This is a genomic window from Arthrobacter sp. KNU-44 (genome assembly GCF_051843155.1).
Lineage (GTDB): Bacteria > Actinomycetota > Actinomycetes > Actinomycetales > Micrococcaceae > Arthrobacter.
Genome location: NZ_JBPXNG010000002.1, coordinates 404,248 through 416,568, shown reverse-complemented (window position 1 = coordinate 416,568; position 12,321 = coordinate 404,248). Strand labels below are relative to the sequence as shown.

Genomic DNA, 12,321 nt, shown 5'->3' with positions numbered 1-12,321 from the left:
CCGTTGCAGAGAACATTATTAGCTACAAGTCGATCAAAGTCGGGACCAAAATTAACAAGGAGGACTTTGATGAGCAGCAGAAGAGTTTCAAAAGCCTCAATGGAACTGCGCCAAGCAAGAGACCCTCGGGCATCATGGATTAGCGGGCACCCATGAACAGTGCGGACTCTTGGGCACGAGCCTTTGAGGAAGGCTTCAAGCTTGTGGACGAAAGCATTATGGGCCATGTCAGATTCAGGCACGCTGCGTCTATTGATGCCACCCGAATCGCCGTCGCCTACGACGATTGGCGAGGCGCGCTGGCTGGTCGGGTCTACGACCTGCGACTCCTCGAAGAACTGGACTTCGACAGGCGTCAGCCGATTCAAACCGCCATGGGCATCGTGCTTCTGGAGCTTGTTGAACCCACGGATGAAGGAAGAGAATGAGACAGCACGGTTCTGAAGGCGATTAATGCAGATTACCCGGGAATCCACTGGTTCGGGAGCGTTCCATAGATACGCGCCTGTCGAGTACGGAGCGCTGACCATGCGTAGGGTACGAACAGCAGGTGCGGCGATAGTCTTGGCTGGTGTCATTTCGTGGCTGCTAGGGGCCCATGCCGTATTCATCGTTTCAGCGCGGTACACCGGACTGGGCGTCTTCGAGTCCTATGTGGCGTTCCAGGGCGGGTCTAACGTTGGCAACGTCATTTGGTTCGTGATTTGGAGCGGAACAACCGGCATCGTGTTGGACCCTTGTGCCGGCGGAATCGTAAATCCTTCGATGCCAGAAGGGTGGCTCACTTCATGTTGTTCGCCTATGCGGTTCCGTCGGTGCTCCTGATCCTCCCAGACACTGCCTGGGGTTCGCTGTGTCACACTTCCGCGCGTTTCCGGATGACACAGTGCCTCATTCTCGCCTCGCAATGTTTCTCATCCAAAGTGGGACGCTGGCGCTTATCGTTGCTTTGATTCTGTCCGGCATGACATGTCTCCGATGTCGAAACCGATCCACGACTCGGAAATTGCCGATCGACGAAGGAAATTCGTAGTCGCAGGTCATTCTGCGCGTCGTCAAATGAGATGCCCGTCGTCAAACGAGATGCGCTTCGTACGTGTGCCACGGTCTCCGTCTACGTGTTGTACCGACCCCAACTATCATTGGATGGTGAGCGAAACACTTCCCCCTTGCCCCGAATGCGCCAGCGAATACACGTACGAGATGGGTGCGCTGCTGGTCTGCCCCGAATGCGCTCACGAATGGTCGCCGGCCGCGTCTGATGAGGCAGAAGCCGAGTCAACGGACATCAAGGACGCCGTGGGCAATGTCCTCTCAGACGGGGACACTGTCACAGTGATCAAGGACCTCAAGGTCAAGGGGAGCGCCACGGCCATCAAGGTTGGAACCAAGGTCCGCAACATCCGCCTCGTGAACGGCGTGGGGGATCACGACATCGACTGCAAGGTGGACGGATTCGGGCCGATGCAGCTCAAGTCAAGCGTGGTCAAGAAGGTCTAACGCGCCGACGCGCGTGGCCACTCAACACGTCAAACCAACGCTGGGCCCGCGAAAGAAACCTCAAGCCCCCTGCAGCGCCCCCAGTGCCTTGACCAGCGGTTCAAGCTCCGGTACCGATTCTGCGGCCGTCAGGGACTCCGCGAGGGTTTCGTCGTGCACCGGCCTTGCCGCCAGCAACAGCTTCTGGCCCGCTTCCGTGAGCTCCGTGTAAATCCCGCGCCGATCGTCCGCACACAGGATCCTCGTCAGCAACCCCCGGTCTTCAAGCCGGTTCACCAAACGCGTCGTGGCGCTGCTGGACAGTGCCGTGGCCCTAGCAAGCTGCTGCATCCGCATGTGCCAGCCATCCTGGCGGCTCAGAGCGTCAAGCACCGTGTACTCGACCACCGAAAGATCCGCAGCGGACTGCAACGCCTTCTCCAGCGCTGCCTCGATGTTGCCGTGGAGCGCTGCGAGAGTCCGCCACCCTTGCGCGCGTACTTCAACGGCGTCGTCCTTGATGCCCATGTCTCCTGTAACTCCTGCCGATTGATGAAGAAATCAGACGCCCGCAAAGTAGTTGCTTGCGCAATTACATGGCGCATGCAACTATATATGGAGCGTCTGCAACTAATTCTACGGTTCTCGGCGACGCACTTCCAGTCTCACGGGAATCCATCCCCACAAAGGAGCAACAACATGCCCGCAGGGTTGATCGCCCTTGCCCTGGGCGGATTCGGCATTGGCTTGACCGAATTCGTCATCATGGGCCTCTTGCCGGAAATTGCCACCGACTTCGGAGTCAGCGAAGCGGCCGCCGGCTGGTTCATCACCGGCTATGCGCTGAGCGTCGTGGTCGGCGCCCTCTTGGTGACAGCGGCCGTCACCCGCTTGCCCCGCAAGCCTGTCCTGATCGGGCTCCTCGTCCTGTTCATCGCGGGCAATTTCCTTTCCGCCATCGCGGACAGTTACCAGGCAATGCTGATCGGGCGCATTGTTGCCGCCCTTTGTCACGGAGCCTTCTTCGGTATCGGCTCAGTGGTCGCGGCCGGCCTGGTCCCGGCCCACAAAAAGGCCGGAGCCATTGCCATCATGTTCACGGGCCTCACCGCCGCGAACGTGCTGGGTGTTCCCTTCGGAACTTTCCTCGGCCAGAACCTTGGCTGGCGGTCCACCTTCTGGGCCATCACCATCATCGGCGTTTTCGCCCTCATCGGCATTGCCCTCATGGTCCCGAGGACCAAAGAAGGCGCCGCCGCCAGCAGCCTCCGCAGTGAGCTAGGCGCTTTCAAGTCCGCGCAGGTGTGGCTGTCGATTATCGTCACAATTCTCGGCTTTGGCGGTATGTTCGGTGCCTTCACCTACATCGCCTTCACGCTGACCCAAGTCTCCGGATTCGATCCCCACGCCGTCCCTTGGCTCCTCGTCCTGTTTGGCGCCGGACTGTTCGTCGGCAATATCGCCGGCGGCAAAGCGGCCGACAAGTCCATCGACAAAACCCTCGTGGTCATCCTTGCGGGCCTGGTGCTGGTACTCGTGTTCTTCGCACTCACTGCCGCGAGCCCGGTGGTCACCCTGTTCTCACTGGCACTCATGGGCGGCTTCGGCTTCGCTACCGTCCCGGGCCTGCAGATGCGCGTCATGCACTTTGCCGCCACCGCGCCCACCCTTGCCTCCGGAGCGAACATAGGGGCCTTCAACCTGGGCAACGCCCTGGGCGCCTGGCTGGGCGGAGTCACCATCACCATGGGCCTGGGTTATACCTCGCCCATCTGGGCCGGCGCCGCCATCACTTTAGCGGCCCTGTTCGTCATGATCGCTGCCGCGGCAGCCGCCGGACGCGGGGGAGCGGCGCAGTCAGCTTCCGCGCAGCAAGCAGCCTCCGACGTCGTACGCGAACCTGAGGAGGCGCCGGTCGCCTAGGCGACGGGCGGCTTCTTCGAATCAGGCGTCGTTGCTCGAACCGCGTTTGGCGAGGATCTCGCCGTTGGTCTGGCACGTGGGGCAGTACTGCAGCGAAGTCCCCACGAAGGCAACCTCCCGCACGGTGTCCCCGCAGACCGGGCAAGGCTCGCCGGTCCTGCCGTGCACGCGCATCGAGGCCTTCTTAGCCGGTTTGAGTTCTTCCGGGCTCTTGCCCGAGAGATCTTTAATGGCCCCGCTGAGAATGTCCTGCATCGTGGTGAAGAGACGCTCCACCGCGTCCGGTCCCAACGAAGAAGCAACGGCGACGGGAGACAGCTTCGCCGCGTGGAGGATTTCGTCGCTGTAGGCGTTCCCGATACCCGCTATGAGCTTCTGGTTCTTCAGGATTCCCTTGATCTGCTGCCGGTGCGTGAAAAGCCGGCTGAACTCGTCCAGGCCGAAGCCGGGGTCAAGGGGATCCGGCCCCAGCTCGGCAATGCCATGGACTTCCTCCGGCTGGCGAACGATGAAGATGGCCAATCCCTTCCACGTTCCGGTGTCGGTCAGGGTGATGCCGAAATCGTTGCCGTTGTTCGAAAAGCCCAATTGCGCCGCGAAGTATTCGCCCGCCACGCTCGCTTCGTTTCCGGGCTGATTCTCCGAGAACGTGAGCCAGCCGGCCTTGGCGAAATGGACGATCAAGTACACAGGCTCCGCCAAGTCGCCGCCCTCCGGTGCAGCGGGGGCGATCTCGAAAACCAGGAATTTCCCACGTCGGCCGACGGATTCAACGGTCCGCCCGATGAGCGATTCATGGGGAACATCCGCTACTTTCAGGGCGAACGCCGATGGCAGCAGTAAATGCGTGAGCTGTGCCCCGGACAGCTGCCCGTCCAGAAAGTCGCTCAGGGCAGTGATTTCGGGCAGCTCCGGCATGATCGTGCTCCTTCGGCGGCGTTGCAGGACTATGCGGCTCGAGTCTGCTTCCAATCATTCCAGACACCTGTGGGGAGGAGGCAGTGATGTGCTTATACTTTCAGCGGTGGCCGGATGACCGGGCCGCCGTCGTGGTCCGAAATGTCCCGATGAAAGGCGACTCATGAGCAATATTCCTGCCGATCTTTCCTACACCGCCGAACATGAATGGGTCAGTGCCCCGAATGCAGACGGCGTCGTGCGCGTCGGCATCACGGACTTCGCCCAGGATGCACTCGGCGATGTCGTCTACGCCCAGCTGCCCGAGCCTGGCACCACGGTGAAGGGCAACGACGTCGTAGGTGAAGTCGAGTCGACGAAGAGCGTAAGCGACATCTACGCCCCGGTGAGCGGCGAAATTGTTTCCCGTAACGAGGCTCTCGACACCGACTCTGCCCTGATTAACTCGGATCCCTACGGTGACGGCTGGCTGTTCGAAGTAAAGCTTTCGGAAGCTGACGCCATCGAGACCCTTCTCAGTGCATCAGAGTACGAACAACAGGTAGGCTAAATGGTATCTGGCCCGCCAAGTCGGTTCTCCCCGGAACGCCGGGAGCGACGGCGGCGGGCCAGCGACCTGTTTGGCCCGGGGAACCGGGCAGTTGCGTAACCGGCAGTTTTGTCAACTGCCGGCGGATGAGGAGGATTTCCATGGTTGGCGGCAAGCGGAACCACGCCCGGGACGAGCACGGTGCTGTAGAACAGCCAACCTCGGAGACCACCTCAATTCAGCTCACGCCCGTGCGCCACCACGAGCCGGATGCCCGGCCGCCGCTGGCCGCCGAGGAGCGCGCTGCGGTCCAGGCATTGCCTCCTGGATCGGCTTTGCTGATTGCGCACACCGGCCCGAATGCGGGTGCACGGTTCCTTCTGGACTCCGACACCACCACTGCGGGCCGCCACCCGGATGCGGACATCTTCCTGGATGACGTGACGGTTTCGCGCAAGCACGTGGAATTCGTACGCACCCCCGAAGGCTTCGAAGTAGTGGACACTGGAAGCCTCAACGGCACCTACGTCAACCAGGACCGGGTGGACAACGTCCTGCTCAAGAACGGCAGCGAGGTCCAGATCGGGAAGTTCCGCCTCACCTACTACCTGAGCCCTGCCCGCGCAGCAGGCCAAGACTGATTCCGGGTACGCCTGTGGCACTGCCCCAGCCGGAACGGCGAGGACCGCAGGTCCTCAACATCGGGGAGGTCCTCGCCCAACTCAGCGACGACTTTCCCACCATGACGGCGTCCAAGATCCGTTTTCTTGAGGAAAAGGGACTGATCAATCCGAAGCGCACGCCTGCCGGGTACCGGCAGTACGCCGAAAGCGACGTCGAGCGACTGCGTTTCGTGCTGGCCCTCCAGCGTGACCAGTACCTGCCCCTGAAGGTCATCAAGGATTACCTGGACGCGATCGACCGTGGCGAGCGTCCCGAAAGCCTCCCGCCGGGGGTGTCGGTTTCTCCGCGGATTGTCTCGGACGAACTTGCGGCTGAGCTGCAGGGCCACGCGCGCGCGTTGAGCGAGGAGCAGCTGCGGACGGAATCCGGGGCCAGCGTCCCGCTATTGCAGTCACTCCTCAGTTACGGGCTCATCAGCCACGTCAACGGCAGATTCGACGAACACGCCCTTCAAGTGGCGCGCGCATGTGTCCAGCTTGAAAGCCATGGACTTGAGCCGCGGCACCTCCGTCCCTTCCAGGCCGCAGCGGAGCGTGAATTCGGCTTGGTGGAGCGTGTCGTCGCTCCTCTGACGTCCCGCAGGGATGCGGCATCGCAATCCCGGGCAGCGGAAGCGGCCCGGGAGATCAGCGAACTCTGCCTCAGCCTGCATCGAGCCTTGGTGCAGGACCGTATCTCCCGTATGGACGCATGATGATTGAGGTCGAGATCGTTGGAGTGCGGATTGAACTGCCTTCAAACCAGCCTTTGGTCCTCCTGCGCGAGATGCACGGGGAACGCCATGTCCCCATCTGGATCGGCACGCCCGAAGCCAGTGCCATCGCCTTGGCCCAGCAAGGCGTCGTGCCGCCCCGGCCCATGACCCACGATTTGATGATCGACGTCGTTGAAGCACTCGGCCACACCATCATCAGCGTGAACATCGTGGCGGTCGAAGACAATATCTTTTATGGCCAGCTCCAGTTCGACGACGGCACTGTGGTGAGTTCCCGCGCTTCCGACGCGTTGGCGCTTGCGTTGCGGGCGAAATGCCGCATCTGGTGTGCGGACGCCGTGATGGATGAAGCCGGCGTCCGGATCACCGAACACGACGAGGGCGAAGACACCGAGCCGGGTCCCGAAGTCGACGAAGAACGGGAATTGCGCCGCTTCCGGGAGTTCCTGGACGACGTGGAGCCCGAGGATTTCGAAGGCTGAAGGTAGCCTAAGGTTAAAGTTGAGGGTGAAAGTTTCGACACGATCTGAAAATGCCCCGGACGTCTTTGACCTGAGGCTCCCGCACGCCTAACGTCGAAGATATCAAGTTCCCGTTGCGTACAGGACCCGCGCAAGTCACACTGAAAGGTGCGGCCGCGTTGAAATTACACGAGTGCATTTTCCCGTTTCGTGTTAGCCGCCGTATGCACCATCCCCAAGGGAACTTCTGACAAGGAGGGTCACGTGAGTCCCAAAGGCGAAGCAGGCGAGCTAAAGCAGGCGTCGACAGGCGTTGCTGTACCCGCAAGCGGTGCCCAGGGTCTGCTCTTCACAGAGGACCTTCCGGTCCTGGATGAAGATGCCGGCTACCGTGGTCCCACCGCGTGCAAGGCGGCAGGGATCACCTACCGCCAGCTGGACTACTGGGCACGTACAGGACTCGTTGAACCCGCTGTGCGTGGCGCCGCCGGTTCCGGATCGCAGCGGCTCTATGGCTTCCGGGACATCTTGGTTCTCAAAGTCGTCAAGCGCCTCCTGGACACAGGTGTATCCCTCCAGCAGATCCGTACGGCCGTTGAACATTTGCGTGAACGCGGAGTGGAAGACCTGGCGCAAATCACGCTCATGAGCGATGGTGCGAGTGTCTATGAATGTACTTCCGCGGACGAAGTCATTGACCTGGTGCAGGGTGGCCAGGGCGTATTCGGCATCGCGGTAGGCCGCGTGTGGCGCGAAGTCGAGGGGAGCCTTGCTGCGCTGCCGAGCGAGCACGTTGTAGAACAGTCCTTTCCGGACGACGAACTCAGCAAGCGCCGTTCCGCGCGCCGCACGGGCTGACCCGCCGTCGGGATCGCCGTGAGCTGCCACTGAAGACCAATGAAGCCGCCTTCCAACAGGAAGGCGGCTTCGTCGCTTCTCTCGAAGAACGCATTTCTCGAAGAGGCAGCTTCTGCCTCGCAGGTTCCCGTCAGCGCTTGCGGCGTTCCCGCGTGCCGTTGTTTGAGGACAGCATGTTCTCCAGAAGCGAGTCAAAAAGCTTGGCGGTGTTCTTGGCGGAGTCGCCAGGCCAGTGGTGGACGGCGTGGGCGGCCCCCTGGATTTGCTGCCAGTTCGCCTGCTCCGGAATATGCGGTGCCAGCAAAAGTTCGCCGAACATCGATTCCATCTCTGCGAGGCGGAACGTGTGCTCGGATGAGGCAGTCCGGACCCGGTTTGCAACGATCCCGGCCGGAGCCAGCTGCGGGGCGAATTCCTGGCGGAACAGCTGGATGGCGCGCATGGTGCGTTCCGTGCCGGCTACCGAGAAGAGCCCTGGTTCGGCAACAAGGACCACGCGGTCGCTCGCGCTCCAGGCCATGCGTGTGAGCCCGTTGAGGGAAGGCGGGCAGTCGACGAGTACCAGCTCGTACTTTTCGGCCGCAGCAAGGACCGTGGTCAGGCGGCGGAGATCGCGGCGCCCAAGATCCGGCCGGTCGTAGATTCCGGTGTAGGCGGATCCGACGGCGACATCAAGGGCCGTCCCCCCACCGTTGCCGCGTGGGTGGTCAACCCAGCCGCTGCTGACCACGTTGTCCAAGAGCCTCGCCTTGCGCGGGTTCTTCAGCATGCGGCCAATGTCGAGCTGGTCACCGGCCTGGACGCCGAGGGCCGTGGTGGCGTCGGCGTGGGGATCCAGGTCCACAACAAGGGTCGGGATCCCTGCGGCCAGTGCGGCCGAGGCCAACCCAGTGGTTACGGATGTCTTGCCCACGCCGCCTTTGAGGCTGCTGATGCTGACTACTTGCACTTGAAAACCCAAAACCTAACGCCGGTTGCCGTGTCGCGGTGCTTGTGTTCCGGCGTTGCCGGAACCGGGGCTCTGCCGCTGCCCTTCAACATCATATGTTGAGTGGCCGCGGATTCCCGCCTTATCGGCCCGGAACCGCTTGGGCCGCCTGTTACTCGATCGCCTTTTAGCACGTGAAACTGCATCGTGCGCGAAGGTACACTGCTCGTGACGAATCCCCGTGTGACTGTCACCACAAAGATTTGTGTTTGGGTATGGAGGTCTTACACACTGTGACCACCGACCGTTACACCCGCAATGATGCAGGAGAAGCATGTTTTCCAAGATTCTGGTGGCTAATCGCGGCGAAATCGCGATCAGGGCCTTCCGCGCTAGCTATGAACTGGGCGCCAAGACCGTAGCGGTCTTCCCGTATGAGGATCGCAACTCGATCCACCGGCAGAAGGCTGATGAGGCCTACCTGATCGGCCAGGAAGGCCATCCGGTCCGCGCTTACCTGGACGTGGACGAAATCGTCCGTGTCGCCAAAGAATCGGGTGCAGACGCAATCTACCCGGGCTACGGATTCCTCTCCGAGAACCCGGACCTCGCCCGGGCGGCCCAAGAGGCAGGCATCACGTTCATCGGCCCGCCGGCGGAGGTCCTGGAGCTCGCCGGCAACAAGGTCGCCGCACTCGAGGCCGCCCGCAAGGCCGGAGTACCGGTCTTGAAGTCCAGCGCACCGTCCCGCGACCTCGACGAGCTCATTGCCGCAGCGGACGAGGTCGGATTCCCGATCTTCGCCAAGGCCGTCGCTGGCGGCGGTGGCCGCGGGATGCGCCGGGTGGAGACCCGCGAGGACCTTCCGGAAGCCCTCCGGGCGGCCATGCGCGAGGCGGACGCCGCGTTCGGCGATCCCACCATGTTCCTGGAGCAGGCAGTGCTGCGTCCCCGCCACATCGAGGTCCAGATCCTGGCCGATGGCGAGGGCAATGTCATGCACCTCTTCGAGCGCGACTGCTCCCTGCAGCGCCGCCACCAGAAAGTCGTGGAAATCGCTCCGGCCCCCAACCTGGACGAGTCCATCCGCCAGGCCCTTTACCGGGATGCTGTCGCTTTCGCGAAGGCCCTCAACTACGTCAACGCCGGAACGGTCGAGTTCCTGGTGGACACCGAGGGCGAACGGGCCGGCCAGCACGTCTTCATCGAGATGAACCCGCGCATCCAGGTAGAGCACACGGTCACCGAGGAAATCACTGATGTGGACCTCGTACAGGCGCAGATGCGCATCGCCTCGGGCGAGACCCTCGCAGACCTCGGCTTGAGCCAGGAGTCGGTATCCATCAAGGGCGCCGCACTGCAGTGCCGCATCACCACGGAAGATCCTGCCAACGGCTTCCGGCCCGACGTCGGAAAGATCACCGGCTACCGTTCCGCGGGTGGCGCGGGTGTCCGCCTCGACGGCGGCACGGTCTACTCGGGTGCCGAGATCAGCCCCCACTTCGACTCCATGCTGGTCAAACTGACCTGCCGTGGACGCGATTACCCGGCTGCGGTGGCCCGTGCCCGGCGCGGCCTGGCCGAGTTCCGGATCCGTGGCGTGTCCACCAACATCCCCTTCCTCCAGGCCGTCCTTGCCGACCCGGACTTCATTGCGGGCAACGTGGCGACCGACTTCATCGACAAGCGCCCCGAACTGCTGAAGTCCCACGTCTCCGCGGACCGCGGGACCAAACTGCTGACCTGGTTGGCCGATGTGACGGTCAACAAGCCCAACGGCGAACTCAAGGTCCACTCGGACCCCGCAGCCAAGCTCCCGTCGATTGCCGGGATCGTTGCACCGGCCGGCTCACGCCAGAAGCTGCAGGAGCTGGGTCCCGAAGGCTTTGCGAAGGCCCTGCGCGAGCAGCAGGCCGTGGCCGTCACGGACACAACGTTCCGCGACGCCCACCAGTCGCTCCTCGCAACCCGTGTCCGTACCCGCGACCTCGTCGCGGCCGGTCCCGCCGTTTCCGCACTGCTGCCCGAACTGCTGTCGGTTGAAGCCTGGGGCGGTGCCACCTACGACGTTGCCCTGCGCTTCCTCGGCGAGGATCCTTGGGACCGGTTGGCCGCGCTGCGCAAGGCCCTTCCCAATGTCTGCCTGCAGATGCTGCTCCGTGGCCGTAACACAGTCGGGTACACGCCCTACCCGGAGGAAGTCACCGAGGCATTCGTCAACGAGGCCGCGGCAACCGGCATCGACATCTTCCGCATCTTCGACGCCCTCAACGACGTCAACCAGATGGCTCCGGCCATCCGCGCAGTGCGGGCCACCGGCACCGCGGTAGCGGAGGTTGCACTCTGCTACACCGGCGATCTCCTCGACCCTAACGAGAACCTGTACACCCTCGACTACTACCTGGACCTCGCCCAGAAGATCGTCGACGCCGGTGCGCACATCCTCGCCATCAAGGACATGGCAGGCCTGCTCCGCCCCGCGGCCGCAGCCAAGCTTGTCAGCGCCTTGCGTGAACGCTTCGACCTTCCGGTCCACCTGCACACGCACGACACCGCAGGCGGCCAGCTGGCCACCCTGCTGGCAGCCGTGGCCGCCGGCGTGGACGCCGTCGACGTCGCATCAGCGTCCCTGGCCGGTACGACAAGCCAGCCGTCGGCGTCGGCCCTTGTGGCCGCCTTGGCACATACCCCGCGCGACACCGGGCTCAGCCTGGCCAGCGTCAGCTCCCTGGAGCCCTACTGGGAAGCGGTCCGCCGGGTCTACGCGCCGTTCGAGTCCGGCCTTCCCGGTCCCACAGGCCGGGTTTACCAGCACGAAATTCCGGGCGGCCAGCTGTCCAACCTGCGCCAGCAGGCCATCGCGTTGGGCCTTGGCGAGCGTTTCGAGGCCATTGAGGACATGTATACAGCCGCGGACCGTATCCTGGGCCGCTTGGTCAAGGTGACGCCGTCGTCCAAGGTGGTGGGCGATCTCGCGCTGCACCTCGTGGGAATCCATGCAGATCCCGCGGACTTCAACGAGAACCCGCAGAACTACGACATCCCGGACTCCGTCATCGGCTTCCTGTCGGGTGAATTGGGAGATCCCCCCGGAGGATGGCCGGAGCCGTTCCGCACCAAGGCGCTCCAGGGCCGCAGCATCAAGGTCCGCGACGTCGAACTGAGCGCCGAAGACAGTGCTGCGCTCAAGGGCGATTCCAAGTCCCGCCAGAGGACCCTGAACCGGCTTCTGTTCGAGGGCCCCACCAAGGACTACCTCAAGAGCGTGGACACCTACGGCAACCTGTCGGTGCTCGATACCCGTGACTACCTGTACGGTCTCCAGCTCGGTGCCGAACACGTCATGGAGCTCGAGAAGGGCGTGCGTCTGATCGCTTCCCTGGAAGCAGTTTCGGAGCCCGACGAAAAGGGCATGCGCACGGTCATGTGCAAGCTCAATGGCCAGTCCCGCCCCGTTGTGGTTCGTGACAAGTCGGTTGTCAGCAACGTGAAGGCCGCGGAGAAGGCGGATGCGTCCCAGCCCGGCCAGGTGGCCGCGCCGTTCGCCGGCGCCGTGACCCTGACCGTCAAAGCAGGCGACGCCGTCAAGGCCGGCGACACCGTCGCCACCATCGAGGCGATGAAGATGGAAGCATCCATCACGACGCCGGTGGCCGGCACCGTCTCGCGCCTCGCCATCAACAACGTGGAGCAGGTCCAGGGCGGCGATCTGTTGATCGTGGTCGAATAGCGGCCCGCTCCTCCGCGGAGCACGCAAGAAGAAAGGTCCCGGGCTGTTAGCCCGGGACCTTTTTTTCATGCTTTGACTGATGCGTCGGGGTGCGGC

Annotated in this window: 12 protein-coding genes; 9 read left to right on the top strand and 3 right to left on the bottom strand. The window is 62.9% G+C overall.

Annotation, left to right across the window (positions count from 1 at the left end):
- Window positions 1-152: 152 nt before the first annotated feature.
- Together ACSVHC_RS02735 and ACSVHC_RS02730 are read left to right on the top strand one after the other, a co-directional pair.
- Complete coding sequence (locus ACSVHC_RS02735) at window positions 153-428, top strand: hypothetical protein (RefSeq protein WP_439180572.1); 276 nt, start codon at window positions 153-155, stop codon at window positions 426-428.
- Window positions 429-1,149: 721 nt separating this feature from the next.
- Window positions 1,150-1,500 (top strand): zinc ribbon domain-containing protein YjdM, encoded by a 351-nt coding sequence (locus ACSVHC_RS02730; RefSeq protein ID WP_437773184.1) that lies wholly within the window; start codon window positions 1,150-1,152, stop codon window positions 1,498-1,500.
- A gap of 60 nt (window positions 1,501-1,560) precedes the next feature.
- On the opposite strand, the gene ACSVHC_RS02725 is transcribed toward ACSVHC_RS02730, so the two are convergent.
- Window positions 1,561-2,007: a MarR family winged helix-turn-helix transcriptional regulator gene (locus ACSVHC_RS02725; RefSeq protein ID WP_078105600.1), complete on the bottom strand. Its 447-nt coding sequence runs from the start codon at window positions 2,005-2,007 to the stop codon at window positions 1,561-1,563.
- 171 nt (window positions 2,008-2,178) lie between these two features.
- On the opposite strand from ACSVHC_RS02725, the gene ACSVHC_RS02720 reads away from it, so the two are divergent.
- Complete coding sequence (locus ACSVHC_RS02720; protein ID WP_437773185.1) at window positions 2,179-3,402, top strand: MFS transporter; 1,224 nt, start codon at window positions 2,179-2,181, stop codon at window positions 3,400-3,402.
- A 21-nt stretch (window positions 3,403-3,423) separates the two neighbouring features.
- Here ACSVHC_RS02720 and ACSVHC_RS02715 read toward each other — a convergent pair whose 3' ends face one another.
- On the bottom strand, window positions 3,424-4,320 hold the full coding sequence (locus tag ACSVHC_RS02715) for a DNA-formamidopyrimidine glycosylase family protein (protein ID WP_437773186.1): 897 nt from the start codon (window positions 4,318-4,320) through the stop codon (window positions 3,424-3,426).
- 163 nt (window positions 4,321-4,483) lie between these two features.
- On the opposite strand from ACSVHC_RS02715, the gene gcvH reads away from it, so the two are divergent.
- From gcvH to ACSVHC_RS02690, 5 genes are all read left to right on the top strand, one after another.
- Window positions 4,484-4,870: a glycine cleavage system protein GcvH gene (gene gcvH / locus ACSVHC_RS02710; RefSeq protein ID WP_078105597.1), complete on the top strand. Its 387-nt coding sequence runs from the start codon at window positions 4,484-4,486 to the stop codon at window positions 4,868-4,870.
- A 140-nt stretch (window positions 4,871-5,010) separates the two neighbouring features.
- Window positions 5,011-5,490, top strand: a complete 480-nt coding sequence (locus tag ACSVHC_RS02705; protein ID WP_234753790.1) for an FHA domain-containing protein — start codon at window positions 5,011-5,013, stop codon at window positions 5,488-5,490.
- A gap of 20 nt (window positions 5,491-5,510) precedes the next feature.
- The gene (gene ftsR / locus ACSVHC_RS02700) at window positions 5,511-6,227 is read left to right on the top strand and encodes a transcriptional regulator FtsR (RefSeq protein WP_437773989.1); all 717 of its coding nucleotides are present in this window, start codon (window positions 5,511-5,513) and stop codon (window positions 6,225-6,227) included.
- Complete coding sequence (locus tag ACSVHC_RS02695; RefSeq protein WP_234753890.1) at window positions 6,227-6,730, top strand: bifunctional nuclease family protein; 504 nt, start codon at window positions 6,227-6,229, stop codon at window positions 6,728-6,730. Before ftsR ends, ACSVHC_RS02695 begins: the two co-directional genes overlap by 1 nt.
- A 243-nt stretch (window positions 6,731-6,973) precedes the next feature.
- Entirely contained in the window at window positions 6,974-7,567 is a 594-nt protein-coding gene (locus tag ACSVHC_RS02690) for a MerR family transcriptional regulator (protein WP_236816845.1), read from the top strand.
- Window positions 7,568-7,697: 130 nt separating this feature from the next.
- Here ACSVHC_RS02690 and ACSVHC_RS02685 read toward each other — a convergent pair whose 3' ends face one another.
- On the bottom strand, window positions 7,698-8,516 hold the full coding sequence (locus ACSVHC_RS02685; RefSeq protein ID WP_437773187.1) for a ParA family protein: 819 nt from the start codon (window positions 8,514-8,516) through the stop codon (window positions 7,698-7,700).
- A gap of 313 nt (window positions 8,517-8,829) precedes the next feature.
- Here ACSVHC_RS02685 and ACSVHC_RS02680 point away from each other — a divergent pair, with 313 nt between their 5' ends.
- Entirely contained in the window at window positions 8,830-12,225 is a 3,396-nt protein-coding gene (locus ACSVHC_RS02680) for a pyruvate carboxylase (RefSeq protein WP_437773188.1), read from the top strand.
- Window positions 12,226-12,321 lie beyond the last annotated feature (96 nt).

Excerpts from the sequence above, each read along its gene's own strand:
- ACSVHC_RS02735 (WP_439180572.1), top strand. The coding sequence starts at position 153 with ATGAACAGTGCGGACTCTTGGGCACGAGCCTTTGAGGAAGGCTTCAAG.
- ACSVHC_RS02725 (WP_078105600.1), bottom strand. The coding sequence starts at position 2,007 with ATGGGCATCAAGGACGACGCCGTTGAAGTACGCGCGCAAGGGTGGCGG.
- ACSVHC_RS02720 (WP_437773185.1), top strand. The coding sequence starts at position 2,179 with ATGCCCGCAGGGTTGATCGCCCTTGCCCTGGGCGGATTCGGCATTGGC.
- ACSVHC_RS02715 (WP_437773186.1), bottom strand. The coding sequence starts at position 4,320 with ATGCCGGAGCTGCCCGAAATCACTGCCCTGAGCGACTTTCTGGACGGG.
- gcvH (WP_078105597.1), top strand. The coding sequence starts at position 4,484 with ATGAGCAATATTCCTGCCGATCTTTCCTACACCGCCGAACATGAATGG.
- ACSVHC_RS02705 (WP_234753790.1), top strand. The coding sequence starts at position 5,011 with ATGGTTGGCGGCAAGCGGAACCACGCCCGGGACGAGCACGGTGCTGTA.
- ACSVHC_RS02695 (WP_234753890.1), top strand. The coding sequence starts at position 6,227 with ATGATTGAGGTCGAGATCGTTGGAGTGCGGATTGAACTGCCTTCAAAC.
- ACSVHC_RS02680 (WP_437773188.1), top strand. The coding sequence starts at position 8,830 with ATGTTTTCCAAGATTCTGGTGGCTAATCGCGGCGAAATCGCGATCAGG.